General features: G+C 38.7%; 21 protein-coding genes. 13 read left to right on the forward strand and 8 right to left on the reverse strand.

The features are described from left to right. The first annotated feature begins 350 nt into the window (after positions 1 to 350). Positions 351 to 1,913: an L-serine ammonia-lyase, iron-sulfur-dependent, subunit alpha gene (gene sdaAA, locus F4V44_RS20945; RefSeq protein WP_150441956.1), complete on the forward strand. Its 1,563-nt coding sequence runs from the start codon at positions 351 to 353 to the stop codon at positions 1,911 to 1,913. Positions 1,914 to 2,081: 168 nt separating this feature from the next. Here the strand turns inward: sdaAA and F4V44_RS20950 are convergent, their stop codons facing one another. From F4V44_RS20950 to F4V44_RS20960, 3 genes are all read right to left on the reverse strand, one after another. Further along, positions 2,082 to 4,676 carry a heavy metal translocating P-type ATPase gene (locus tag F4V44_RS20950; RefSeq protein ID WP_150441957.1) on the reverse strand — a complete coding sequence of 865 codons (2,595 nt, stop codon included), beginning with the start codon at positions 4,674 to 4,676 and terminating at the stop codon, positions 2,082 to 2,084. 12 nt (positions 4,677 to 4,688) lie between these two features. Then, positions 4,689 to 4,988: an ArsR/SmtB family transcription factor gene (locus F4V44_RS20955; RefSeq protein WP_396897509.1), complete on the reverse strand. Its 300-nt coding sequence runs from the start codon at positions 4,986 to 4,988 to the stop codon at positions 4,689 to 4,691. Between the two features lie 402 nt (positions 4,989 to 5,390). After that, positions 5,391 to 5,858 (reverse strand): sigma-70 family RNA polymerase sigma factor, encoded by a 468-nt coding sequence (locus F4V44_RS20960; protein ID WP_150441959.1) that lies wholly within the window; start codon positions 5,856 to 5,858, stop codon positions 5,391 to 5,393. 846 nt (positions 5,859 to 6,704) lie between these two features. Between F4V44_RS20960 and F4V44_RS20965 the strand changes: the two genes are divergently transcribed. The 6 genes from F4V44_RS20965 (at position 6,705) to F4V44_RS20990 (ending at position 11,938) form a co-directional block, all read left to right on the forward strand. Then, positions 6,705 to 8,204, forward strand: a complete 1,500-nt coding sequence (locus F4V44_RS20965; protein WP_150441960.1) for a DUF1538 domain-containing protein — start codon at positions 6,705 to 6,707, stop codon at positions 8,202 to 8,204. Next, entirely contained in the window at positions 8,188 to 8,856 is a 669-nt protein-coding gene (locus F4V44_RS20970; RefSeq protein WP_150441961.1) for a P-II family nitrogen regulator, read from the forward strand. The genes F4V44_RS20965 and F4V44_RS20970 overlap by 17 nt, the downstream gene beginning before the upstream one ends. Before the next feature lie 72 nt (positions 8,857 to 8,928). After that, positions 8,929 to 9,240 (forward strand): hypothetical protein, encoded by a 312-nt coding sequence (locus F4V44_RS20975; protein WP_150441962.1) that lies wholly within the window; start codon positions 8,929 to 8,931, stop codon positions 9,238 to 9,240. Positions 9,241 to 9,690: 450 nt separating this feature from the next. Beyond that, entirely contained in the window at positions 9,691 to 10,251 is a 561-nt protein-coding gene (locus tag F4V44_RS20980) for a hypothetical protein (protein ID WP_150441963.1), read from the forward strand. A gap of 185 nt (positions 10,252 to 10,436) precedes the next feature. Continuing rightward, positions 10,437 to 11,192, forward strand: a complete 756-nt coding sequence (locus tag F4V44_RS20985) for an ABC transporter ATP-binding protein (protein ID WP_150441964.1) — start codon at positions 10,437 to 10,439, stop codon at positions 11,190 to 11,192. Further along, the gene (locus tag F4V44_RS20990) at positions 11,189 to 11,938 is read left to right on the forward strand and encodes an ABC transporter permease (protein ID WP_150441965.1); all 750 of its coding nucleotides are present in this window, start codon (positions 11,189 to 11,191) and stop codon (positions 11,936 to 11,938) included. The genes F4V44_RS20985 and F4V44_RS20990 overlap by 4 nt, the downstream gene beginning before the upstream one ends. Before the next feature lie 62 nt (positions 11,939 to 12,000). Here F4V44_RS20990 and F4V44_RS20995 read toward each other — a convergent pair whose 3' ends face one another. After that, a complete protein-coding gene (locus F4V44_RS20995) occupies positions 12,001 to 12,981 on the reverse strand; it encodes an ABC transporter substrate-binding protein (protein WP_150441966.1) in 981 nt (326 codons plus the stop codon). 22 nt (positions 12,982 to 13,003) lie between these two features. After that, entirely contained in the window at positions 13,004 to 13,741 is a 738-nt protein-coding gene (locus F4V44_RS21000; protein ID WP_150441967.1) for a polysaccharide deacetylase family protein, read from the reverse strand. A gap of 240 nt (positions 13,742 to 13,981) precedes the next feature. On the opposite strand from F4V44_RS21000, the gene F4V44_RS21005 reads away from it, so the two are divergent. Then, positions 13,982 to 14,803, forward strand: coding sequence for a squalene/phytoene synthase family protein (locus tag F4V44_RS21005; protein ID WP_150441968.1), 822 nt, complete (start codon positions 13,982 to 13,984; stop codon positions 14,801 to 14,803). A gap of 80 nt (positions 14,804 to 14,883) precedes the next feature. Here the strand turns inward: F4V44_RS21005 and F4V44_RS21010 are convergent, their stop codons facing one another. The 3 genes from F4V44_RS21010 to F4V44_RS21020 form a co-directional block, all read right to left on the reverse strand. Next, complete coding sequence (locus tag F4V44_RS21010) at positions 14,884 to 16,143, reverse strand: MFS transporter (protein WP_191090796.1); 1,260 nt, start codon at positions 16,141 to 16,143, stop codon at positions 14,884 to 14,886. 301 nt (positions 16,144 to 16,444) lie between these two features. Further along, positions 16,445 to 18,547 carry an MMPL family transporter gene (locus tag F4V44_RS21015; protein WP_150441969.1) on the reverse strand — a complete coding sequence of 701 codons (2,103 nt, stop codon included), beginning with the start codon at positions 18,545 to 18,547 and terminating at the stop codon, positions 16,445 to 16,447. Between the two features lie 141 nt (positions 18,548 to 18,688). Then, positions 18,689 to 19,264: a TetR/AcrR family transcriptional regulator gene (locus F4V44_RS21020; protein WP_150441970.1), complete on the reverse strand. Its 576-nt coding sequence runs from the start codon at positions 19,262 to 19,264 to the stop codon at positions 18,689 to 18,691. Positions 19,265 to 19,699: 435 nt separating this feature from the next. Here F4V44_RS21020 and F4V44_RS21025 point away from each other — a divergent pair, with 435 nt between their 5' ends. The 5 genes from F4V44_RS21025 (at position 19,700) to fba (ending at position 26,070) form a co-directional block, all read left to right on the forward strand. Then, positions 19,700 to 21,166: a CoA-acylating methylmalonate-semialdehyde dehydrogenase gene (locus F4V44_RS21025; protein ID WP_150441971.1), complete on the forward strand. Its 1,467-nt coding sequence runs from the start codon at positions 19,700 to 19,702 to the stop codon at positions 21,164 to 21,166. A gap of 143 nt (positions 21,167 to 21,309) precedes the next feature. Beyond that, positions 21,310 to 22,128, forward strand: a complete 819-nt coding sequence (iolB, locus tag F4V44_RS21030) for a 5-deoxy-glucuronate isomerase (protein ID WP_150441972.1) — start codon at positions 21,310 to 21,312, stop codon at positions 22,126 to 22,128. A 22-nt stretch (positions 22,129 to 22,150) separates the two neighbouring features. Next, complete coding sequence (gene iolC, locus F4V44_RS21035) at positions 22,151 to 23,128, forward strand: 5-dehydro-2-deoxygluconokinase (RefSeq protein WP_150441973.1); 978 nt, start codon at positions 22,151 to 22,153, stop codon at positions 23,126 to 23,128. A 33-nt stretch (positions 23,129 to 23,161) separates the two neighbouring features. Then, on the forward strand, positions 23,162 to 25,072 hold the full coding sequence (gene iolD, locus F4V44_RS21040) for a 3D-(3,5/4)-trihydroxycyclohexane-1,2-dione acylhydrolase (decyclizing) (protein WP_150441974.1): 1,911 nt from the start codon (positions 23,162 to 23,164) through the stop codon (positions 25,070 to 25,072). A gap of 158 nt (positions 25,073 to 25,230) precedes the next feature. Then, positions 25,231 to 26,070: a class II fructose-1,6-bisphosphate aldolase gene (gene fba, locus F4V44_RS21045; RefSeq protein WP_150442121.1), complete on the forward strand. Its 840-nt coding sequence runs from the start codon at positions 25,231 to 25,233 to the stop codon at positions 26,068 to 26,070. Positions 26,071 to 26,078: the final 8 nt, after the last annotated feature.

Consider the following 26,078-nt stretch of genomic DNA (forward strand, 5'->3'; position numbering starts at 1 on the left):
TGCCCATTTCTCACGGATGAGTCAAAAATCAACAATGCAAATAACTAAAGCTTATTTATTAACCGATTCATACGTGATATCAGTTATGAGATAAAAAGGGGATTTAGGTAAGGTTGTTTATCGAGCTATTAAAAATACTCATCTTAGTCAATGCTAAGAAAAATGGCAGTATTTATAGTGGAGTATTTTGAATAAAATGAAACAAATAAAGGGTTGTCCAATAAGTCGAATGTTTGGCTGTTTGATTCCTTCTTACTGTCGGGAAGTATGGTTTATAAAAGTTCTTGATTTTTATCTGCGGTTGAATCATTTTTTTGCAACAGCTTCTATTAGCTTAAAGGGGTGACAACATGTCTTTTACACATTTACAGGAAATAATTGAAACGGCAGAGCGTGAGAATATAACTATTGCAGAATTAATGATAAAAACAGAAGAGATACAGAAAGGTTTATCGAGAGAGACGATTATTGAAAAAATGTCCGAACAATTTACAGTCATGGAGGAGGCTGTTCGCAAAGGAACTCAGAGTCCAGTCATGTCTCGTACAGGTTTAACGGGGGGAGATGGGCATCGGCTTTATGAGTATGCTAAAACGGCGAACTCTTTTGTCCATTCTACAACCTTACAGGTCGCAGCCAACGGACTTGCAGTATCAGAGGTTAATGCGGCGATGGGGAGAGTTGTAGCAACACCAACGGCCGGTTCAGCTGGGATTTTGCCAGCTGTACTTGTTCATGCTCTAGACAGCGGTAGATTTACTCGTGACCAGATCGTCCAGTCGAATTTTACTGCTGCTGCACTTGGCTTAGTGATTGCCAATAAAGCCTCGCTATTAGGCGGTGAAGCGGGATGCCAGGCTGGAATTGGATCAGCCACTGCGATGGCTGCAGGTACATTGGTGGAACTTGCTGGCGGAACACCGAAGCAAGTGGGACATGCGGTTGGGATTGCGTTGAAAAGTTCAATGGGATTGGTTTGTGATCCTGTTGCCGGGCTCGTAGAAATCCCATGCATTTATCGTAACGGTTTACATGCCGTTACTGCTCTAGCTGCGGCAGATATGGCGTTAGCTGGGGTGATTAGCTTAATTCCTCCGGATGAAGTCATACAAGTCATGCATGAGGTTGGACAGCAAATGCCCGCATCGTTAAGAGAAACGGGAATGGGAGGTTTGGCGGGAACTCCAGCAGGGAAACAAATAAGAGAAAAGATTTTAGGTGGGAAATCTGATGCCAATGGTCCGGTAAAACACCAAAGTGCTTATGATATCATTGGTCCTGTAATGGTGGGTCCTTCGAGCTCTCATACAGCCGGAGCTGTTCGGATTGGTAATATTGCTTGCCAGCTTTTAAACGAAAAACCTCTATTTGCAAAGTTTACTCTGATGGGTTCTTTTGCTGAAACTTACCAGGGACACGGCACAGATTTAGCTCTCTTAGCAGGTGTTCTTGGGTTAACAATAATGGATGATGCTATTCTGAATGCGAAAGAATTAGCCGAAGAAAATGGATTAAAGTATGAATTTACAAAACGAGTTCTTGGAAGCTACCAGCCGAACACTGTTTTGATTGAATTAGCCGGAGAGTTGCATAAGGTGAAGGTATTAGCCAGTTCTTTAGGCGGAGGTAAAGTGGAAGTCCAGGAATTTGATGGTTATCCGTTAAAGTTTAGTGGTGAACGGCCAACGCTAATAATTCGCCATTCCGATCGAAAAGGAGTCATTGCAGATCTATCATGGATTATTCAGGAAAAGGGGTGTAACATTGCCCGTATGGGGAATGAACGTTCAAAAATCAATGGTCCTGCGATTACGATTTGCGAAGTGGATGATACTGTAGATGAGAGTCTTTTAGCAATGCTAAAAAGGGAGATTCCGATTATAGATGAGATTCTTCTCGTTCAAATTGTGTAGGGGAATACAATGGGAAAAGAGACTGCCGAAAAATCAGTGACAGCTGACTTTTCGGAGTCTCTTTTATGTTTTTGGCAGGCCTAGTAAGCCGTTAAATGCTAGCTGACTTAATAGATTCCATTCTTTTCTTCTTGTTCGTCCATTGGATTGAGCTGGTCCACCACTTGATTATTCTTTCACCTTTAATAGACGTAAGGCATTTAAGATGACAATGATGGCAGCTCCTGTATCACTTAATACGGCTAGCCATAGTGTAAGCCATCCTGGGAAAATGAGAACTAATGCAACAAATTTAACGATCAATGAGAACCAAATATTTTGTTTGATGATTGATAATGCTTTCCTGCTTAATTTAATCGTGTGCGGCAGCTTTTCAAGGTTATCAGCCATCAAAACAATATCAGCGGTTTCCATTGCTGTATCCGTTCCTGCTCCACCCATAGCAATTCCTAAATCAGCCGTTGCAAGTGCAGGAGCATCATTTATGCCATCTCCGACCATTGCTACTTTATGACCTTCGAGTTGTAATTTCTTAATGGCCTCTACCTTATCTTCGGGCAATAGTTCTGCAAAATAACGATTAACATTAGCTTCTTTTGAAATCATCTTTGCTGTGCCTTCGTTATCACCAGTTAGCATGACAACTTGATGAACTCCGACTTGTTTCAATCCGCTTAATGCCTTAATAGTAGTCGTACGGATTGAATCAGCAACTGAGATGATACCTATAATATCTTGTTGTGTACCAATAATAACGACAGTATTTCCTTTGCTCTGTAATTCTTGAATTTCTGTTATTACAGTACCTAGGGGGATATTCATTTCTTCAAAAAGTCTTGCATTACCAGCATAATAGATAACTCCATCAATTGTTGCTTGAACACCTTTGCCTACAATGTTTTTAAATAACGCACCATTTTTTGCTTTAATACCTTTGACATGAGCATATTCCACAATTGTTTTTGCAATTGGGTGGGTTGAATATTCTTCAAGTGTTAAAGCGATGGATAATAATTCGTCTTCTAATGTATTAAATCCTTTGATTTGAGATACCTTTGGTTTTCCTTCAGTCAATGTTCCTGTTTTATCAAAAGCAATTGCACTTATAGCACCTGCTTTTTCTAAAAATGTACCTCCTTTTATCAATACACCATTCTTTGCCGCATTTCCGATGGCAGAAACAATAGCTACAGGTGTAGAAATAACTAAGGCACATGGACAAGCGACAACTAATAGTTCAAGCCCCTTATAGAACCATTCATCCCATGTACCAACGTTAAGGAGAGGGGGTAGAACCATTACAGCTAATGCTAAGATAAAGACAATAGGTGTATAAATACTTGCAAACTTATCAACGAATGCCTGCGTCGGTGCTTTCTGTTCTTGTGCTTCTTCTACCAAGTGAATGATTTTAGCTATTGTCGTATCTTCAACTAACTTGATGACTTTTATTTCAAGTGATCCGCTTTCGTTAATTGTACCTGCATAGACAGTGTCTCCGACTTCTTTATCAACAGGAATCGATTCTCCTGTTATTGGTGCTTGATTGACACTTGATACACCTTCAATAATTTCACCATCTAATGGGATTTTATCTCCAGGTTTTACGATTAATATTTCACCAATTGAAACTTCCTCTACTGGCTTTTTGACCAATTGAGCTCCTATTTTTATCCATGCCTCTGATGGTGCTAAATCCATCAAATTACGTATTGAATTTCTTGTTTTCTCAATTGACATATTTTGAAGGGTCGTTCCTAAAGCAAACAACCAGACTACCGTTGCCCCTTCTAACCATTCACCTATTAAGGCAGCTCCGATCGCTGCTACTGACATAAGAACATTCATATCTAATGATCGGCTTTTAATAGAATAGTAGGCGCTTTTTACTGGTTTATACCCACTTATGACCATTGCAACTGCATACATTAAAGTGGTCATTAAAGAAGAGATTCCAGCATAAGAGCCAATAAAACCAAGTGCAATTAAAATACCCGAAAAGATAATGGACCCATATCCTTCTTTGTTTTTCGGTGTCTCGGCTAGCTTGTTCTTTGTTAGTAAAGAAGCCTTGTAACCAATTTTAGATACTTCTGAAACGATTTCTTCCACACTGTTTTCATGTTCAACCTTCATTTTTCCAGTTGAAAAGTGAACACTTACACTTTTAACTGCTGGAAGAGTATTTAAATGATTTTCAATACTTTTAGCACAGCTCCCACAGTCCATTCCTTCCACACTGTACGTTCTCACGTTTTTATTTTGTTTAAGGGGTTCAATTGTATAGCCCAATTTTTGAACTTCACTTTCTATCTGGTCAAAAGAAGCGCTATCTTTACCGACTAATTGTAGTTTTGCGGTGTTGTAATTTATCTTTACCTCCTGAATGTCCTTTAATTTACTTAATCCTTTTTCGATGGTTAAGGCACAAGAAGGGCAATCCATTCCGTAAATGCGAAATTCAGCTTGTTCACCTATAGTTGAAAGTTTATTTACTGTTTGAGGCACTTCAAGTTTACTTGAACAGCAGCCTGCTTTTTCTTGAGCGTCTTCATTTTCTTTACTGCAACAAGATGCAATAGCCATTTTTTCTTCAGATAATTTAGATGAAGATGAATGATTACAGCAGCTCTCTATTTGAATGACATGTATGTCTTCTTTTTCAATTTGGCTGCTGCAACAAGTATCGGTTAATACAGTGTTAGTGTTTTCTTTTGCTATAAGTGGTTCCTTTTCTTTTGAACCACAGCATTTGTCCGCCATTCCAACCAACTCCTAATCTATGTGACGTTCGCAACATGCCACATCATTTTGAACATCCTCAAGAACGACATCAAACATGGTCAATAGATCCCGTATATGCTGATTTCGCAAGCTATAATAACAGTATTTTCCTTCATTTCTCCCTACGATAATTCCGCATCCTTTTAAACAAGCAAGGTGTTGAGAAATATTTGATTGATTGCCGTTAATCTCTTCTACAATCTGTGAAACAGTTTTTTCCTGGTCTTTTATACTTTCAAGAATCTGAATCCTAGTTTTATTAGAAAATCCATGAATTAATTTTACTTTCATGTCAATATTGCTGTTTTTCAAATATAACCCTCCTAACATATTAGACAGAGCTAATGTGTTTTGTTGCTATCATATTAGCAATCTCTAATATGTGTGTCAAACTTATGTAATGAAATTTCCGACTTTCCCAAATGTAATTTAGTTTGTCTAATCTAGAAAAAGTTTGATGTTAGAATTTATCAGTGAAATGACTACGGAGGAGATGTTTTCATCAGTAAAAAGGTATTAGCTATATTTCTCTAAGTTAAGAATATTATTACTGTTTCTTACACAGTAATAATATTCTTAACCGAAGGCCAACTGAGGTGAAATCAGTTGCACTTCGGTTTTTTGCTCATGTGCTTTATAAAGATCAACGTTAACAAAACCTTTTATATAAAAACTACGATAGGACCACATGCTCTAGTTGAGAGCAACTACCTTTTGCATGGCACGTCTTTCGCAGGAGCGGACGGTCGTTAAGTGCATCTTTTCCATTTCAGCTATTTCTCTATTTGACAGACCGTAGTAGAAGCGCTGAAGGACCCACTTTTCTTCACGTTCTGTCAGGTGGTGGAAGTAGCTTAAGAGCATTTCTTTTTCGAGGAGCCTTGTGTCACAGTTTAATAGATTCCAATACTCTTCATCTGGATAGAAAGAGTGATCGTCGTGCCTTTTCTCATTTTTGAGCGCAGTGAGGATTCTCCCTTTAATAAAGCTATAGGCATATGTGGAAAACTTCCCTTTTTGTTCATCAAAGTTTTTGCTTGCATCCCAGAGAGCAATCAGGCCAATTTGATAAAAATCATCCTGATTTTTGTAAATATGCAGTGAATGAATAATGGAGTGAATCATGTTCGAATACTCAGCGGCTAGTTGTTCAAAGTCCATGCTTGGACACCTTTCGGAACGTGCACCATTCCTTGTATTCCCGGGTACCACTAAAATACCGTGAAATAGAAAAGAGTTCGAATCTCCAAAAATGCGAATTTCAGCCGTAAAATATACCAATTCAGCCGGAATTTATACGTTTTCAGCTGGAAAAGGGGTCAATTGAGCCGGAAATTGAGAAAAAGAGTAGAAATTTTACAAAACAAAAATTCAAAGAAATGCTTTTTCTGTCATAATCAGCATTGCCCTTGAATATGTTAGGTATCCCGTATTCGAACGAAATCTGTTTTGCTTGAGGAACGAAAGACGGACGGATTTCCTCTGTTTCAAATTTGTTAAACTCTCCTGCATGCTGTTGTTTGTCTGTTGTTGTTTAAATAATGCGGAACAAACAACGGAAGTATTTTCCGAACGAGCGAGGAATTCGGAATGGTTTTCGGAAATGGTTTCCGAAGTTGAATTTTGAGAGGAATAAACTTCGGAAGTCATTTCTGATGTTTGTGCCGGATAGAATGTTTCATCGGATTGAACATCGGAAATGACTTCCGATGGCTGCATGGAAGTCGTATCAGTCTCAGAATATGATAAAGGTAGGAAAAGGCTATATTGTTAGAGGAAAGTGCAAAGGTATGTTACTATAGATATAGGAATAACTTCTAATGTTCTCTTATGCAATAAAACTATAAATTCATAGATTTTAATAGGTGGAGTCTGTCACAAAGGGATAAGTATGTCCTTTTGTAACAGGCTTTTTTACTTGATTGCCTGAAACTTTAAAATAATAAATGAAAGAGGTGTTATTAACGTTTTTCCTCATTAAAGTTGAATGGAAAGGGATGATTTTCATTGAATGTATTAGCTTCTAAAATAAAGGAAGTATTGTACGCTGTTTTACCCATTACTATAATCGTTCTGATTTTACATTTTACTTTGGCCCCGCTTGACCCCGTATTAATTTTCCGTTTTATTATTGGAGCTATTCTCATCATTATTGGGTTAGCTATATTTTTATTTGGCGTTGATATTGGAATTACACCGATTGGACGATCGATGGGGGGGACGATTGCAAAATCAAATAAGGTCTGGATTGTTGTCGCAGCTGGATTGATGCTTGGTTTTTTTATTTCCATTGCCGAGCCGGACTTGCATATTCTTGCAAGGCAGGTTGATTTAGTCACGTCAGGTTTGATTTCAAAAGCGAGTATTGTCGCTGTAGTTTCGATTGGTATTGGTGCATTGATTAGTGTAGGCCTCGTTAGAATTGTTTTTAACTTTCCTCTTTATAAATTATTAACCATTTTATATCTCATCATCTTAGTTCTAGCCATCTTTACGTCACCTGAGTTTTTAGCGATTTCTTTTGATGCCTCGGGAGCGACAACAGGAGCGTTAACTGTACCATTTATTCTGGCGCTTGCCCTGGGTGTTTCAGTACTGAAGAAAGACAGTAAAGCCTCTGAGAAGGACAGCTTTGGGCTTGTGGCCATTGCGTCTACTGGAGCGATTATCTCCGTTATGATCATGAATATTATTTCGAAAACGGATAAAATTTCGGGAAGCCTCGAGCACCATGAAATGGATACCGTTTCTCTTATTGGTCCGTTTATTCATGAACTGCCTATGATCGCGGGGGAAATTGTTGTTGCTTTGCTGCCAATTATTTTACTCTTTCTTATTTTCCAGAAAATATCGTTTAAGATGTCTAAAAATTCGGTAAGGAAAATACTGATGGGTCTTTTATTTACATTTGTTGGACTTGTATTGTTTTTAGTTGGAGTGAATGCCGGTTTTATGGATGTGGGCACAGCGATTGGACATAGTATTGCATCTTTAGATAATAAAGCATATGTTGTAATTATATCCTTTATATTGGGACTTGTTACCATTCTGGCTGAACCAGCCGTTCATGTATTAACACATCAAATCGAGGATGTGACAAGTGGCTATGTGCAGAGAAAAGTAGTCATTGGCACTCTCTCGCTTGGAGTAGGTCTTGCGGTTGCTTTGTCCATGATTAGAATTATTATTCCTGAACTACAATTATGGCACTATCTATTACCTGGCTATATTATAGCGATTGCTATGAGCTATTTTGTTCCAAAACTGTTTGTTGGAATTGCCTTTGATTCCGGTGGTGTAGCTTCAGGACCGATGACAGCGACTTTTATCCTGGCCTTTGTACAGGGTGCAGCAGAATCTATAGAAGGTGCCAACGTATTAGTGGATGGATTTGGTATGATTGCGATGGTTGCATTGACGCCATTAATTGCCTTGCAGATTTTGGGTCTTGTGTTTAAATTAAAATCGAAAAAAGGAGGAATGGTTAAGGATGTTGAGTCAATCTGAAGCGGCTGACTTTGAATTAATATGTATTATTGTTGACTTTGGTTTAGGCAGCAAGGTTATACAGACAGCTAAGAAATGCGGGATGCCGGGCGGAACTGTATTGCTTGGGAAAGGCACCATCAAGAACCGCCTCTTGGAATTTTTGGCTTTATCTGATGTGAGAAAAGAAATTGTGCTGATGGTTTGTGATAAAGAAAGAGTCCATCAATCCCTTGAAAAGCTTAATGAGAAATTCAAATTCTCAAAACCAAATCATGGTATTGCCTTTACTACTTCTGTTGGTCATATTATTGGGGCCAGGAGCTGCAAAAGCGATAATATCAAAGAAGGAAGAGGTGCAGAAACTATCATGTATCATGCGATTACGGTGATTGTAGAAAAAGGGAATGCGGAATATGTGATTGATGCAGCAGCTGAAGCAGGGTCAAAGGGTGGTACAATTATAAATGCACGCGGTTCGGGAATCCATGAAACAAGTAAAGTATTTGCTATGGCTATTGAACCGGAGAAAGAGATTGTCCTGATACTGTCAGAAAAAGAAAGCACGGATGCCATTATCGATTCGATAAGGAAAAAAATAAATATAGATGAACCGGGCAATGGAATCATCTTTATTCAAGATGTGAATAAGACGTACGGATTATATAAGTAACAACTGTATATGTTGCCATCCTGCTTGGATCATCCTAGTACCTATTAGAATACAAAGGGGGCAGTCATACAAATGAATCTTGATGTTTCTGTTGTTGTGATAACTATCGCTTATTTTATCATATTAGTATTTACTTATGCTGTTACTGTTCTAAGAAGTTCAGAGGATGTGAAAGGACAGGAAATTATTAATAAAGCTTTTGATCATGCTTATATTATTCTAATAGCTGGACTTGTTATCGTTTACTTCTTAGTAATCTTTCCGCACATCCCAATAGATTCTCAAACCACCTCGTATTTGTTATTGGCAAGCAAATTTATATCCGTGCTCACACTCGGAGGCAGTCTGTTTGTCTTAAACAGAAAAAGAAGGTATAAACATTAGCAGTAGAAGGGGTTTTCTCCGGTTTGGAAGCAGAGCGTCGATTCTTCTGCTTCCCTTTTTCGTTGACCATTAATTATATATGTTCTTTTTAATATTTCGATATATACTAGTGGATATTTGATTCATCTAAGCGATATGGTCATGAAACGGGAGGAGAAAACGAGTTTTCTCCTCCCGTTTCATGACCATATCGCAACCTTTCAGCGGAGCTGAAAGGCGTGTGAAAAGTCCTTTTCACACGGATGAGTCAAATATCTAGCGGAAGAACTATGTTTACTACTCATACATGATAGAAAAAGAATTCCTATGTCGATTTAATAAGTTGGATATATAGGAATCAAACGTAAGTTTACTAGGTATCTAAGTCTGAGTGCTCAAACAAGGTGAAACGAAAAGACCTTTTGTTTCGTAGATGAACATGAGGTGAAAGTGTTAAAGGCGGTGAATCCATTGAAATTAGTATTCAATATTCTATTTTTAATGGCAGTTGTTTATTATACCTATCGATTTGTTCAACTATTAATAAAAATGAATCAAACGATTATAGTGCCGGCAACGGATAGTGAAAAGAATGCGGTTAGAATTTTTCCTCAAAAAGTAGTTAACTCTCCAACCTATTCTAAGCAAAAATGGGGTATCATACTTTATTCCTTCATGCTGCTCTTTGTTATAGCGATGTTTATTATCGGATGGGATCTAAATTGGTCTTATCAATTATTATTGCTCCTTCCGTTAGTTCATTCACGAAACTCTTTTAATTTATTCGCGATAGTTGAAGCCGGTCTCCTTTGTGGAAACAGGTATATCGCTTGGAAACAGATCAAATCATTTCAGATTATTCCGATTGATCAAAATCACAGATACTATGGCTATACAAAAGAAGTGAACGAAGGATATGAGTTCATCATAAAGGCAAAAGGACATTCATGCAGCGTGATCACGACATCAAATGAAATGAAAGACAGGCTGACTAGCATGATACAGGAGCAGGGGATTCTTCTTACAAAATGAACAAAGTCGTTTATCCGCTTTCTTTCATTGGTATCCTATTAAATAGATAGCTAAGAAAAAACAGCAGGGGCAGCCTTGCTGTTTTTTCTATTACTTTTAAATAGTCTGAATGTATTACAGGTACTGCACTTTGCTTCCTTCATTGTGATATTATGATCATATCTTCTGTTAAAGGATGAGACTTTATGAGTAATGAGGACTTTGTGGTGATAAGTGACATTTCTTTTCAATTTGGAGAGCAGCTTATTCTAAATCATGTTGAGCTGTCCTTGAAGAAGGGAAAGTCCTATGCTTTGATTGGTAAGTCTGGTGCTGGCAAAAGTACATTGTTGAATTTAATTGCGGGGTTTATTCAGCCCAGTCAAGGCCGTGTTACAATCGGGGGCGGGCCGATAAAGAAGTCAAAAGGAAATACAGCCTTTTTATTTCAGGATTTAGGTCTTTTTCCATGGCAGACGGTCATGGAAGCAATTATGATGCCGTTATTGCTGAAGAAGGAGAAAAATAGAGAAAAGGCGAAAGAACAAATTCTTGTCTTATTAAAAGAAATGGAGCTCGAGAGTCTAAAGGATAAGTATCCTCATGAACTGAGCGGTGGGCAAAGGCAGCGGGTCGCTATTGCACGAGCGTTAATCAGCAAACCTGAGCTGCTGTTAATGGATGAGCCAACTTCTTCCTTAGATTCAATGACAAAGGAACATATTCAGCAGCTAATATTAGCGCAGCAGCAAAAATTAAGAACGACCCTGCTGTTTGTCTCGCATGATATTGAAGAGGCAGTCTTCTTAGGTGAAGTTATTTTAATTCTAAATAAAAACGGTACAATACAAGAAATGAAGAACCCTTACTTTGCGCAAAAGGATGCAAAGGAGCAGCTTGGGTTCTATGAGGCCTGTATAGAAATAAGAAAATCAATGAATATGGAGCTGCCAATGAAATGAACATCATACGAAAAATCGCTGGTAATCAATTGATTGTCGGGTTCTTTAGTTTTATTGTTTTTTGGGAAATCATCTATCTATTTGTCCAAACGCATACTATCCCGTCACCGCTTGAGACATTCTCCTATTTCTTTACCGTCATAGATGTTCTGGGCTTTCATTCGCTTGGAAGTATTCTAAGAGTGCTGGCAGCTCTAAGCATTGCCATACTGCTTGGAATTCCGGCCGGTATTTTTCTTGGAGTGAATAAAAAGGCCAATCGTCTGTTTTCTCCATTTTTATATTATATTTATCCGATTCCAAAGGTTGCTTTTCTTCCGGTGTTTATGCTTTTATTTGGTCTCGGGAATGTCTCAAAGATTATGCTGATTATATGGATTGTTGTTTTTCAGATGATTCTATCTGTCCGAGATGGGGTGATGAGGATACCCGTCTCGCACTTTAAGGTGATGGAAAGCTATTCTGCATCAATCAAACAGCAGTATCGCTTTCTTATCATTCCATCCATTCTGCCGCAGGTATTTTCAGCTCTGAGAATCAGTATTGGCATTTCCCTTGCATCGTTATTCTTTGCGGAAAACTATGCCACAACATATGGAGTTGGCTACTTTATTATGAGCGCTTGGACGAAAATGAATTATGAGGAGATGTTTTGCGGGATTATTGTTCTAGGTTTTATTGGGTTGCTCTTCTTTAAACTGTTAGATTTACTAGAAACCCACTTGACACCATGGGCCGCAAAATAAAAGAAAAGGTGTCAGGCGCCGCAAAAAGACCAAAGTCTTTTTACGGTGCCTGACACCAAAGTTTATTCAATGAAACTGAAATCAGTTAATTCCTCGTAAGTGTATTCTTTCTTAATCTGGCCTTTTTCCTTTGTCCACTTGATAATGTTATCAAATTGTTCTTTGTCAATCTTGCCAGCATGGGCGAAGTCATCCTCCATGGTGGATAAGTATGTGCTCATTTGTTCAGGGAATTGATATTTCGATAGAATGTTACTGTATTCGGCAGCTTCTGTTTCGTTCATATAATCTACCGCTTTATTATAGGCCTTATAAAAGGCTTTAATATCACCTGGTTTTGAGTCAATCATCTCATCCGTAAATTGAATGGTACCGCCCTTGATACCTGCTTCCTTTGAACTGCCTAGAAGATGGGCTCCTTGTTTGACTAGCATACCTGCTTGCGGTTCCGTAAAAACAACGCCATCAATTTGATTGGATAGTAAGGCTTCTGCTCTTCCCGAGAAAGAAGGGATTTCAACAACCTTATAGTCAAAGTGATCTTTTTTCGCAAATTCATCCATTATGTACTCTAAAATAAAGTTTGGGACAAGGGACACCTTTTTGCCGCTTAATCCACTTATTTCCGTGATACCGGAATCTGGTGACGAAAGAATCTTGAAATCCTCACTGATATCAGAGGTGATTTTCATATCTATTCCATTATCCTTAAATGTAGCTTCTGTCATGACATCGCCAATAGCAGCATCCAGTTCTTTTGCCTGCACAGCAACATTTCGGTCATTAGGAGAGGAGAAACTTTTAATCGAAACATTAACGCCTTCCTCTTCAAAAAAGCCTTGCTCTTTCGCTAAAATAATCGGAATAGCTGATTCAGCAGGCAGTACGCCGATTGTCATTTCCTCACCGCTGGGCTCTTCTACACTCGCTTCTGGTTTTGGTTCTTCCTTTGCGTCGTCCGCCTTTTCGGCTCCTTCATTCCCGCATGCTGATAAAAGGAATAAAAATACAAGTAATAATAAAGCGATTAATCGTTTTTTCATCGACCTTTTCTCCAATCGTTTACTAGATTATTTTTTTGAAAGCATCTAAATTGAGAAAATAAGGAACGGCATTTCTCTTAAGAGTGAGCGGGTCGGTCCGCCGATCATTTTTACCAGTTTCCGTTGTAAAGGCTAATAAAAACTCCTTTTTTCTTAAGAGTGATACATTTCGTTCATTATATAATCCGAATGGATAAGCAAAAACATCCTTTACTTCTACAAATTCATTACACCTATCAAGATCCTGCGCAAATTCCTCATCACTTGCTTCCATCATCCTGCTTGTTGCTGCATCTGCCCTTTGATGAAAGGAGTGGGTGTGATTCGCATACTCAAAAACATCTGAGATATCCGCTAAATCCTTTTTCGTCATACATATCGACTTTTCGGGATTAAATTCCTTTGATGTATCGTGCAGCCAGCTTGTCACAACAAAAGCTACTGCATGAAAGCTGTATTTCTTTAAAATAGGGTAGGCATACTCTTTGACCGATTGAAAGCAATCATCAAAGGTAAGCAGTACCGAATTCCTAGGAATTTCTTTTCCGAGATAATAATTTTTTACTTCAGCTAATGTTAATGTGTGGTAGTTTTGTTCATGTAAATAAGCCATTTGTTCTTCAAAATGTTCAAGAGTTACAAAGAGCGGCGATGGAAGAAAATCGGTATAATCCTGCTTTACATCAATAGGTGACGGCTGCTCCGGGTTAAACTCCTGTTCTTTTCTTATTTCATGATACATAAGGACAGAAAATGACATAAAGGCCTCCTTGTTCACTATTTCACTATATTATAGAGCTTATTTTTTTTATTAGTCAAACTAATTTTGGGAAAAGTAGGTTATAAAATGGTCTGTGTTGTTTATTGGCTTTTATAATCGTATAATTTAAAATAGAGGAATTTTACATTCTATTTGTATTATCTAACAAATTTTCTCCAACTATCGTTTTTTTAATGGGAAAAATTTTGCTTTTACAGGAAAGTAAGGAGGCAATACTGAGTGAGCGAAACAAAGTATTTAAATAAAAATGCTAGAGATACGCTAAAGGCGACGAGCAGGACATTCTATATCCCAATCAGTCATCTGGCAAAAGGATTACAGGAAGCTGTTGCATCTGCTTACTTATGTATGAGGGCAATTGATGAAATTGAAGATCATCCCAAACTTCAATCAAAGGATAAAAGCCATCTTTTATTTTCCATTAGTCAAATTCTCCAGAAGCCTTTTCATGAGAATGAATTAACAGCCCTTTTCCAGCCGTATCAGTCACAGCTGCCAAAGGTCACTTTACAGCTTGCTGAGTGGATTAAGGTTTGTCCGGAAACGATTGTCGACAAGGTATTGGAATCAACATCGATAATGGCAAAAGGGATGGCTGAATGGGTAAATAAAGATTGGAAAATACAAAATGAAGAGGATTTAGATCAATATACGTATTATGTAGCAGGTCTAGTAGGCGTGATGCTGACAGATATATGGAAGTGGTATGACCAGACAGATGCCGATGAACATTTAGCTATTGCATTTGGCCGGGGCTTACAGGCAGTTAATATTCTTCGCAACCATCATGAGGATAAGGATCGCGGTGTCAGCTTCTTTCCAGATGGATGGAAACTAGAAGATATGTTTGCCTATGCCAGCCGAAATCTTGAGTTGGCCGACCAGTACGTTAAAGATATCAAAAATGATTCGATTCTAAAGTTCTGCAAAATTCCTTTGGCTTTGGCACATGGTACGCTGCAGGCTTTAATGAATGGAAAAGAAAAAATGAGCAGACTGGAAGTAATAAAAGCAGTAGGAAAAGTAGTAGGAAATGTATAGGCAGAAAAAGAATACGAAGCAGGGTACACGGTTCGAAACTGTCCCCCTGCTCCTAGAATCCCTTACGTTGAAAGATCGCATTAGCTGATATGCCGGCTTCCCTTCCTTAGTAAGTAAAAAGCGAGGACAAAGCTGATGGCTGAGCTATAGAAAAGGGCAGGGTGTGTGAATAAATCCATCATGAGTCCTAATATGCTAGGGGCAATAATGGCCGCGGCCATGGAAAATAAGTAATATAAGCCGGTGAAAAAGCCAATTTTGTCTTTTCCTCCTAGGTCAGCTACGAGGGGATAAGCTTGAACATTCACAAGTGCCCATGTAATTCCTCCGCTAAAGAGGATGATCTGTAACAATAGGATTTCATTTAGTGCAGGGAATTGAGACTGGAGTAATGGCAGGAGTGGAATGCTGATAAAGAAGATAGGCTGGAGCATAAGTCCTGCACGCATGAGCGGCAGTTTCCCCCATTTATTTCCTAATATTCCCGCCGGAATCGCGAAAAGAAGAAAGGCAAGGCTGAAAAAGCCTAGTGTGACCCCGGCGGCGCTTTCCTTCATATTTAAATATTCAACTGCATAAACCGTAAATAACGCCTCTACCCCGGCATACCCGATAAAGTAAACAAAAATAGCCAGTAAAATAAGCAGCGGCCCTTTAAATTCAGGCTTTGTCAGCTGCCGAAAATCAGTAATAAAGGAATGGGACACTTTCGTTTCTTCCAAATCAGCTGCCGTACTGCTGCCATAAGGTGGATTGCGGTCAACTGTCGTAAAGAGCAGGATAAAGGTCAACAGCAGAAGAAGACCTGCAGCTAGAAAGGGATACGTACGATCCCAGTCATATAGTAAAGATAAGCCGAACAGGGCGATAATGGATCCGATGCCACCCATAAAATTGATGACCCCGTTAGCAGACGATCTTTTGTCTGTAGGTGTGTGGTCAGGCATGAGGGCAATTACAGGAGCCCGAAATAGCGTCATCGCAAGTAAGAAAATAATATCAATGGTGATGAGCAGCCAGAAAGACACAGCAGCACCGTAAGGAATTAATATAAAGAAAAGAGCGGCAATGGGCATCCCGATGATAATGAAAGGAAGCCGCTTTCCTATTCTTGTTTTCACTTGATCTGACCAAGCTCCAATAATGGGAATGAGAAGAACGGCAAGTAAATTATCCAGCCCCATAATCGCACCGCGGATGGCCCTGCTTTCAATAAATCCCCCTAGAATAAGCGGCATATAAGCATTATAAAAGGTCCAAACAAGCATTAACGTTAAGAAACCACTGCCAATAACAAAAATCTTGCTGTAGGAAAAAGCCTTATTTAATTTCAGTATCATGACCTCCGCTTTCTATCCATCGGCAATTCACCTAGATTCTATGCTTCCTGATAATAAATTCATATATTAGCTTATTATTAGTAAGCAAGTATTATGTTGGTGTGAAAAAAGAAAAAGCCGATCCAGGTCTGCCTCAGCATAACTGGATCGGCTTTTATCCCACTCTTAACGGTCCACTTGTGGAATCACAGACTAAGAACGCCACATCTGTGGCAACGTCTGTGTGACCCACATCCTGTGGGCCTCAACTAACCATCCGTGGGGGATGAAGAAAACCCCCACGGATGGAAGTTTCACTTTATCAATTTGTTTCTTTTACTTGATCTTTTTCAAGTAATACAAGGAGGGCTGGTAATAAAATTCCTCTAATCAAGAATGTATCTAAAAGAATGCCGACTGCAACAATAAAGCCAAACACAAATAATAACTCCACTGGCTGTGTCATAAGGACGGCAAAGGTTGCGGCCAAAATAATTCCAGCGGAGGAAATCACACCTCCTGTATGGGAAACGGCTATTTCTACCGCTTTTTTAACAGGATGCTGTCTTCTTTCTTCTTGGAAGCGCGAGATTAAAATAATATTATAGTCAATTCCTAGCGCCACTAAGAAGACAAAGGAATAAAGCGGTACTCGATTTGAAATCGTAGGGATATCAAAGAATAAATTGGTTAAGAACATTCCTAAGCCTAAGGCTGCAAGAAAAGAGACTAAAATGGTACCCATCATGTAAATAGGCATCTTAAATGACTTTGTGAGAACAATTAATAATAGGAAAATTAACAAGGTTTCTAACAGTACAATCACGACAAGGTCTCTATTATTAGCCGCCCGGTCATCCACTTTTTTCGCTGTTTCACCGGCAAAGTGGAGTGTACCGTTCAAATCACTATCGGCCACTAATTGATCTGACATCTCTCTTATGTTCTCCAAAGTATTCATCGTTTCAACTGCATAAGGACTTTCCTTAAATGTCAGACTTAGATTCATGACCTTTTGATCCTCGGTCAAGTCGCTGAGGCGGACATTGTTCACGCCTTCCTGTTCTGATAACACAGCAATCAATCGATCCTGATCTTCTTTCGTGAGGGCATCCTTTCCTTCAAACAGAACCGTGGTCGGTGCTAGGTCGCCTTTATCAAAATTCTCTTCTAAAATCTCATACCCCATTCTCGAAGGCATATCATCAGGAAAAGACTTCATCGTATCAAACTCATAGTTGAGATTGACCATATTGCTCGCAGATACTAGTAAGATAATGCCGATGATGCCAGCAGCTAAGCCGGGTTTTGTTGTAACAAATCGAGCAATTTTACTCCACACTGAGTGGTTTTTAATATGCTTATCACCGACATGCGGTACTTTTGGCCAAAAAGATTTTCTTCCAAAAAGCGTAAACAGTGCTGGTACTAGAGTGATAGATGACAGCATGATGACGGCCATGGTTGTCGCAAAGGTTGGAGCAAAATTACGATAGTCGCCGAATTCTGCAAAGAACAAGACGAGCATCGCAGCTAATACCGTTCCTCCGGAAAAGAATACCGGCATGCCTGTTTCACGCATCGCCCATTTCATTGCTTCATACTTATTTTCGTGTACCTTTAACTCTTCACGGAAGCGGGAGAAGACAAACAATGAGTAATCAATGACCGCAGCGAATAATAGGATGGTCATAATCGATAACGTTTGACTGCTCATTACCAGCCCGGCTTTCCCTATTAGTCCAAGGATTTGGTAGACGACCTCATAGACAAAAGCCGTTGCCAAAAGCGGGATTAATGCTAATAATGGTGAACGGTAAATGACAATCAATAAGATGAGGATTAAACCAACTGTTGAAAAAATCAGTACAAGATCTGCACGTGAGAAAAGATTCAAGGAATCGACAGCAATTCCGGCAGGTCCAGTAATGTAAAGGTTCAAACTAGTTGTATCCTTTGCTAGAATTTGAATTTGTTCCAGCTTTTCCCGTAGTTCTTTTGAGTCTATATTCGGGTCAAAGGTTAGCGGAATCACAGCTGTCTGTTTATCTTCAGAAAAGAAACCTGCAACTGCTTGAGGAGGCAGGGAAGCAAATGGTACTACTTGTTCAACCCCATCGATTTCCTTTTCAAGCTTTGTAAAAAAGTCTATTAGCTGTGTTGCGTCAATCTCTCCTTTTTCAGATTGGAAGACAAGTATTCCTGGAGTTCCATCATCCTCTGAAAAATATTGATCCACTTTATTTTGAGCGATAACAGATTGAGCATCATCTGGCAGGGTAGCAATGCTTGAAACTTCATAGTCTTTTGCACTTGGTGCAAAGACGGCTAAAAGAAGTGTAACTGCCAGCCAAGTGACTAGGGTAATCCACATTCCCTTTTTAGTTGTCACGAAATCAGTAATATGATGAATAATTGTTTTCATTTTTTCATTCCTCTTGTCATCATTTATTACGCCGCCTTTCATGAGAATAAAAAGTTTAAAGTGACACATCCGTCACTTTTGTGAATAGTAAATGACACCAATGTCAGTTCTCATTATCAATCAAAGTGACAGTAGTGTCAATTATTTAGAAACTAGCATGCCATGACTAATTATTTCCTTTATGGACTGAATCCATTCGGCGTGCGGAATACCAAAGTGGTTTGGAATCGCAACAGATTGAAAGATAAATCCCAGCATTAACCCATTAGCGAGATGAGGCTTTAATTTAGACTCCTTCTTTCCAAGTTGGATAAAGTTTTGCAGATAGCCATACATATCGAGATGAAGCTTATCCAATACCTCTTTATTCTTCTTTACGCTCTCATTTGTACCAATGGGAATTTGAGCGTTTATTCCAATAAATCGGTGAATCTCCCTCTTCTTTAAAATAACTTCCAAAAGAAAATCAAATTGGGCATCAAAACCTGGGTATTGTTCAATTTCTTTTAGATCAGACAAGAATTGATTCATTTCATGAATCATCAGGCTTGTCACTAACTCCTCCTTATTATCGTAGTATTTGTAAATCGTTCCTCTGGAAACATGTAAATGGTCTGCTAAAACACTAAAGGAGAATCCTTCGTAGCCATGAAGAAGGAGAAGCTCCTTTGTTTCATGAAATAACTCCTCTTTAGAAAACTTTCGCTCACGTGCCATGTCTTCACCTCAGACAGTATTATAGCACTTTTTGGACAGTGGGGAGGAGTTCATATCGTGGAAGTTGGGTCCTATATAAAAATGATTGACTGATGGTAATAATCATATTATGATTAATTCAACATCATCAAGATATAACCAATAGTTAATAATAAAAAATCGAACTTTTAATAAATGATTAGAATGAAATCGTTTACACATGGTTTGAATTTAAAAGAAAAGCAAAAAAAACGGTTGACTGAAAACGTTTTTAGTATTAAGATGTAATCAAAGATAACCAAAACATAACCAAAAGTTAATAAAAACAGAATTAAAACCAAAGAAAAGGCTAACTTTTAGAAGGTTATCAAAACTATATCAATAACTAATTAAGATTTTACTAGAATGATAGCTACTAATACAGAATAATGTTCAAACTTGAGGAGGAAGAAACACATGGCAGAGGTTAGAAAACTTAAAAACTTTATAAATGGTGAATGGGTAGAAAGTAAAACAGCACAATATGAAGATGTGTACAATCCAGCAACAGGTGAGTTAATTGCGCAAGTTCCTCTATCAACAAAAGAAGATGTGGACCATGCAGTAGAAGTTGCAGCGAAAGCTTTTGAAAAATGGAAGAACGTACCGGTTCAAAAACGCGCTAGAATCATGTTTAAATTCCAACAATTATTACAAGAGAATCAGGAAGAGTTAGCACGCTTAATTACAATTGAAAATGGTAAAAACTTAACTGAAGCATTAGGTGAGGTTGGCCGCGGTATTGAAAATGTAGAATTTGCTGCAGGTGCACCAACACTTATGATGGGTGATTCATTAACAACGATTGCAACAGATGTTGAAATTACGAACTATCGTTATCCAATCGGGGTTGTAGGAGGAATTACACCATTTAACTTCCCAATGATGGTAGCTTGCTGGATGTTCCCAATGGCGATTGCAGTTGGTAATACATTCGTATTAAAGCCATCTGAAAGAACACCGCTTTTACCGCAAAAGTTAGCTGAATTGCTTAAAGAAGCAGGACTTCCTGATGGTGTATTCAACATTGTAAATGGTGCGCATGATGTGGTTAACGGAATCCTTGATCACCCGGCAATTAAGGCGATTTCATTTGTTGGTTCACAACCTGTCGGTGAATATGTTTACAAACGCGGCAGCGAAAATTTAAAACGTGTTCAATCACTAACAGGTGCTAAAAACCACTCCATCGTATTAAATGATGCTGACTTAGAATTAGCTACAACAAATGTTATTGCATCCGCATTTGGTTCAGCTGGTGAACGCTGCATGGCATGTGCGGTTGTAACAGTTGAAGAAGGTATTGCAGATGAGTTCCTTGATCTATTAATTAAAAGATCTAAAGAATTAAAAATCGGTAACGGATTAGATGAAGGTGTATTCTTAGGACCGGTTATTAGAGAACAAAATAAAACACGCACACTTGGTTATATCCAAAAGGGTATCGAAGAAGGTGCGAAGCTGGTATGTGACGGACGTGAAATTGGTTTACCTGAAGATGGATATTTCGTTGGACCAACTATTTTCGATGGAGTAACAACAGATATGTCTATCTGGAAGGATGAAATCTTTGCACCTGTACTTTCCATTGTTCGCGTGAAAAACATAAAAGAAGCTGTTGAAACAGCAAATAAATCAGAATTTGCAAATGGTGCATGTATCTATACATCAAATGCTTCTTCCATCCGTTACTTCCGTGAGAACATTGATGCAGGTATGTTAGGAATCAACTTAGGGGTTCCAGCTCCAATGGCATTCTTCCCATTCTCTGGCTGGAAATCATCATTCTATGGTACACTTCCTGCAAACGGAAAAGACGGCGTAGAATTCTATACTCGTAAAAAAGTTGTAACAGCAAATTATAAAGCACCTACATTTGAATAATCAATAGAAGAAAACAATGGCTATTATCCTGTGAGCGTTCTCGCGGGATAATAGCCATACATAAGTGATTATTTGAAGAATATCAACTTAATCCATATGTATGAGGATTGTTTTTTTAAGATATTAGAGGAGGAGATTACATAGTGAGTAAATTACTCCGTAAACCAAATACAGAAGAAACTTCAGCTGGAGTGACAATTGTCCATGATGTGACATCAGGAAATTCGCCATTAGAATACGTACGCTTTAAGGTAGTCGACTTAGCTCCTGGAGCTTTATATAAAGAAGAATTAGGAAAATGGGAATGCTGCATTGTCGCATTAACAGGTAAAATCAATGTGACTGATCAAGAACAGACATTTGAAAATTTAGGAACGAGAGAAAGCGTATTTGAAAAGAAGCCAACTGACAGTGTTTATGTATCAAATGATCGTACGTTTGAAGTAACTGCAGTAAATTCTGCTCGTGTTGTTCTTTGTTACTCTCCGTCAGAAAAGCAGCTTCCAACTAAGCTGATTAAAGCCGAGAATGTCGGTGTTGAACATAGAGGAAAATATAACAACAAACGTATGGTTCATAATATGTTAACCGATTCGGATTCTTCTGCTAACAGCCTTTTAGTTGTTGAAGTGTACACAGATGGGGGAAATTGGTCCAGTTACCCTCCGCACAAACACGACCAAGATAATTTACCGCACGAATCATTCTTAGAGGAAACCTACTATCATGAAATGAATCCAAGACAAGGATTTGTATTCCAACGAGTATATACAGATGATCGATCAATAGATGAAACGATGACAGTCGAAAACGGAGATGTAGTCTTAGTACCTGCCGGGTATCATCCAGTAGGAGTTCCTGATGGCTATGATTCTTACTATTTAAACGTTATGGCGGGCCCAACAAAAATTTGGAAATTCCATAACGATCCAGCCCATGAATGGATTTTAGACCGTAAATAAAGAAGAGGAGTTGTCCGATAACATGAGAGTCGAATTTAAGTCAGATAGAGAATTTGATATTATTGCAATAGGCCGTGCCTGCATCGATTTAAACGCAGTAGAGTATAATCGTCCAATGGAAGAAACGATGACATTCAAAAAATACGTAGGTGGTTCCCCGGCAAATATCGCGATTGGAACAGCTAAATTAGGATTGAAGTCAGGGTTTATTGGAAAATTGGCTGATGACCAGCATGGACGTTTTATTAAACAATACATGGGCGGCATTGGTGTTGATACATCTAATATGATTACAGATAAAGAAGGACATAAAACAGGGTTGGCTTTTACAGAAATTTTAAGCCCGGAAGAGTGCAGTATTTTAATGTACCGTGATGAAGTAGCCGATCTTTACCTGGATCCTTCAGAAGTAAGTGAAGACTATATTAAACGATCAAAAATCCTTTTAGTTTCAGGGACAGCTCTTGCAAAAAGTCCATCTCGTGAAGCGGTATTAAAGGCAGTACAACTTGCTAAGAAAAATGATGTAAAAGTTATTTTTGAGTTAGATTACCGCGGCTATACATGGGCATCAAAAGAAGAAACTTCTGTCTACTATACATTAGTGGCTGAGCAGGCAGATGTTGTTGTTGGTACACGTGATGAATTTGATGTGATGGAAAATGTAGAAGAAGGCAACAATGAAGCAACAATTGCCAGCCTATTTAAACATTCTCCAGAACTAGTTGTGATTAAACATGGCGTAGAAGGCTCTTACGCGTATACAAAATCAGGCGAAACATTCAGAGGTCAAGCCTATTTAACAAAAGTATTAAAAACTTTCGGTGCCGGCGACTCTTATGCTTCTGCTTTCTTATATGCATTAATCTCTGGTAAAGAGATTGAAACAGCTTTAAAATATGGCAGTGCATCTGCAGCAATTGTTGTCAGCAAGCACAGTTCTTCTGAAGCCATGCCTACAGTTGAGGAAATTGAACAGTTAATCGCTGAAAGATCATAATCGGAAACAAAACGGCTCGAGGTGAGAGAAATAATGGGGAAAATTAGATTAACAACAGCACAAGCATTAATCAAATTTTTGAACCAGCAATATATTCATGTTGATGGTGAAGAGTTTCCATTTGTAGAAGGAATCTTCAATGTATTTGGTCACGGAAACGTATTAGGTATGGGCCAAGCACTTGAACAAGATGCTGGTCACTTAAAAGTGATTCAAGGTAAAAACGAGCAGGGTATGGCACATGCGGCTATTGCCTACAGCAAACAAATGTTACGCCGAAAAATTTATACTGTTACTACATCAGTAGGACCAGGTTCAGCTAACCTGGCAGCGGCTGCAGGAACGGCATTAGCAAATAATATCCCTGTATTATTCATTCCTGGCGATACATTTGCTACAAGACAGCCTGACCCGGTATTACAGCAAGTAGAGCAAGAATACAGCTTAGCAGTTACAACAAATGATGCATTAAAGCCGGTTTCAAGATATTGGGATCGTATTACACGTCCTGAGCAGTTAATGTCAAGTCTAATCCGTGCTTTCGAAGTCATGACAGATCCGGGCAAAGCCGGTCCTGCAACAGTGTGTATTGCACAGGATGTTGAAGGGGAAGCTTACGATTATGATGAAAAGTTCTTTGCCAAACGCGTTCACTATTTAGATCGCAAAGCACCAGTTGAACGTGAACTGCACGGTGCAGCTGAATTAATTAAGGCAAGTAAAAAGCCTCTTATTCTAGTTGGCGGCGGTGCAAAGTATTCTGGAGCACGTGACATTTTAATCGCACTTTCTGAAAAACATAATATCCCGCTAGTTGAAACACAAGCAGGGAAGGCGACTGTAGAATCTAATTTCAAAAATAATTTAGGCGGCATGGGTATCACTGGTACATTGGCTGCTAATAAAGCGGCACGCCAAGCTGATTTAGTGATCGGTATTGGTACAAGATATACTGATTTTGCTACTTCATCTAAAACAGCATTTGACTTTGAAACAACGAAGTTTTTAAATATCAACGTTAGTCGTCTGCAAGCGTATAAACTAGATGCATTCCAAGTAGTGGCAGATGCCAAAACTACTTTAGAGCAACTAGCACCGCTATTAGATGGTTATGAAAGTGACTTTGGCAGTATCATTACTGAATTGAAGGAAGAGTGGAATGCTGAGCGTGAGCGCTTAAGCAAAGTAACATTCACTCGTGAAAACTTTACTCCAGAAGTAAAAAATCATTTCACTCAGGAAATTTTAAATGAGTATGCAGATGCATTAAATACAGAATTACCTCAAACGACAGCATTATTAGCTGTAAATGAGATCATTTCACCTGACAGTACGATTATCACTGCAGCGGGTTCTCTTCCAGGTGATGTACAGCGTATTTGGAATACATCAGTACCTAATACGTATAATGTCGAATATGGCTATTCATGCATGGGCTATGAAATTTCAGGGGCATTAGGCGTTAAGTTGGCTGAGCCTGATAAAGAAGTATATTCCCTTGTGGGTGATGGAAGCTTCCTTCTTCTTCATTCAGAATTAATTACAGCTATTCAATACAATCAAAAAATTAATGTGGTCCTGTTTGATAACTCTGGTTTTGGCTGTATTAATAACCTGCAAATGGACAATGGCGGCGGAAGTTACTTCTGTGAATTTAGAACGCATGATAACAAGATTTTAAATATCGATTACGCAAAAGTAGCTGACGGATATGGGGCTAAAACCTATCGTGTTCATTCAATTGATGAACTAAAGGCTGCTTTAGAAGATGCAAAGAAACAAGAAGTATCTACGTTAATTGATATTAAAGTACTTCCGAAAACAATGACTGACGGCTATGAAAGCTGGTGGAATGTCGGTGTGGCAGAAGTATCTAACAAAGAAAGCATTCAAAAAGTAAGTGAAGCAAGAAAGCAAAAATTAGAAACTGCTAAACAATATTAATAGATGATTCTATTTTGTGGCGAGGGTATGATAAGCCCTCGCTATTAAAAAAAATCGAAAATATTTATTGAAAATTTAAACTATTATAAATTGAATTTTGAAGAAGTAAGAGAGGTGAGGGATAAGTGACAACATTAATTTCATCAAAGTTAGTTTCTATGAAGGAAATGATTGAAAAAGCAAAAGACGGTAAATATGCTATTGGGGCTTTTAATATTAATAGCTTTCAATGGGCGGAGGCTATTTTAGAGGCTGCACAAGAAGAGAATTCTCCTGTTATTGTTTCGTCTTCCGATCGACTTGTAGATTACCTGGGCGGATTTAAAACAATCGCTGCGATGGTAAATAGAATAGTAGAAGAAAAGAATATAACCATTCCTGTAGCATTGCATTTAGACCATGGGATGAGTGTTGCCCGCTGTAAAGAGGCAATTGATGCAGGGTATACTTCGGTTATGATAGATGGTTCACATCATCCAATTGCTGAAAATATCGCTATGACAAAGCAAGTTGTAGATTATGCACGTCCGCATGGTGTTTCTGTTGAAGCAGAGGTTGGAACAGTAGGCGGAAATGAAGATGGATTGATCGGTGGTATCCAGTACGCGGATACAGCGGAATGTGTAAGTATTGTAAAAGAAACAGGCATTGATGCCTTAGCGGCAGCCCTTGGTTCTGTTCATGGACCATACCAGGGTGAGCCGAAGCTTGGTTTTGCCGAAATGAAGGAAATCTCCGAGTTAACGAATATCCCCCTTGTATTGCATGGCGGCTCTGGGATTCCTGAATATCAAATTCAGAAATCGATTGAACTTGGACATGCAAAGATTAATGTAAACACTGAGTGCTTGCAGGCATGGACAAAGGCTGTGCGTGAAGTATTGGCAAATGATAGTCATCTGTATGATCCCCGTGCCATTCTTACCCCAGGTAAAGAAGCGGTTAAAGAGACTGTAAAAGCGAAAATAAGAGAATTTAAATCTAGTAATAAAGCTTAATTCAAAGG

The sequence above is a fragment of the Niallia endozanthoxylica genome, from assembly GCF_008710145.1.
In the GTDB taxonomy this organism is placed as follows: Bacteria; Bacillota; Bacilli; order Bacillales; family Cytobacillaceae; genus Bacillus_BD; species Bacillus_BD endozanthoxylica.

Bases quoted from the DNA above. Each gene is read 5' to 3' on its own strand.
- sdaAA (WP_150441956.1), top strand. From the start codon at position 351: ATGTCTTTTACACATTTACAGGAAATAATTGAAACGGCAGAGCGTGAG.
- F4V44_RS20950 (WP_150441957.1), bottom strand. From the start codon at position 4,676: ATGGCGGACAAATGCTGTGGTTCAAAAGAAAAGGAACCACTTATAGCA.
- F4V44_RS20955 (WP_396897509.1), bottom strand. From the start codon at position 4,988: ATGAAAGTAAAATTAATTCATGGATTTTCTAATAAAACTAGGATTCAG.
- F4V44_RS20960 (WP_150441959.1), bottom strand. From the start codon at position 5,858: ATGGACTTTGAACAACTAGCCGCTGAGTATTCGAACATGATTCACTCC.
- F4V44_RS20970 (WP_150441961.1), top strand. From the start codon at position 8,188: ATGTTGAGTCAATCTGAAGCGGCTGACTTTGAATTAATATGTATTATT.
- F4V44_RS20975 (WP_150441962.1), top strand. From the start codon at position 8,929: ATGAATCTTGATGTTTCTGTTGTTGTGATAACTATCGCTTATTTTATC.
- F4V44_RS20985 (WP_150441964.1), top strand. From the start codon at position 10,437: ATGAGTAATGAGGACTTTGTGGTGATAAGTGACATTTCTTTTCAATTT.
- F4V44_RS20990 (WP_150441965.1), top strand. From the start codon at position 11,189: ATGAACATCATACGAAAAATCGCTGGTAATCAATTGATTGTCGGGTTC.
- F4V44_RS20995 (WP_150441966.1), bottom strand. From the start codon at position 12,981: ATGAAAAAACGATTAATCGCTTTATTATTACTTGTATTTTTATTCCTT.
- F4V44_RS21000 (WP_150441967.1), bottom strand. From the start codon at position 13,741: ATGTCATTTTCTGTCCTTATGTATCATGAAATAAGAAAAGAACAGGAG.
- F4V44_RS21010 (WP_191090796.1), bottom strand. From the start codon at position 16,143: ATGATACTGAAATTAAATAAGGCTTTTTCCTACAGCAAGATTTTTGTT.
- F4V44_RS21015 (WP_150441969.1), bottom strand. From the start codon at position 18,547: ATGAAAACAATTATTCATCATATTACTGATTTCGTGACAACTAAAAAG.
- F4V44_RS21020 (WP_150441970.1), bottom strand. From the start codon at position 19,264: ATGGCACGTGAGCGAAAGTTTTCTAAAGAGGAGTTATTTCATGAAACA.
- F4V44_RS21025 (WP_150441971.1), top strand. From the start codon at position 19,700: ATGGCAGAGGTTAGAAAACTTAAAAACTTTATAAATGGTGAATGGGTA.
- iolC (WP_150441973.1), top strand. From the start codon at position 22,151: ATGAGAGTCGAATTTAAGTCAGATAGAGAATTTGATATTATTGCAATA.
- iolD (WP_150441974.1), top strand. From the start codon at position 23,162: ATGGGGAAAATTAGATTAACAACAGCACAAGCATTAATCAAATTTTTG.
- fba (WP_150442121.1), top strand. From the start codon at position 25,231: ATGAAGGAAATGATTGAAAAAGCAAAAGACGGTAAATATGCTATTGGG.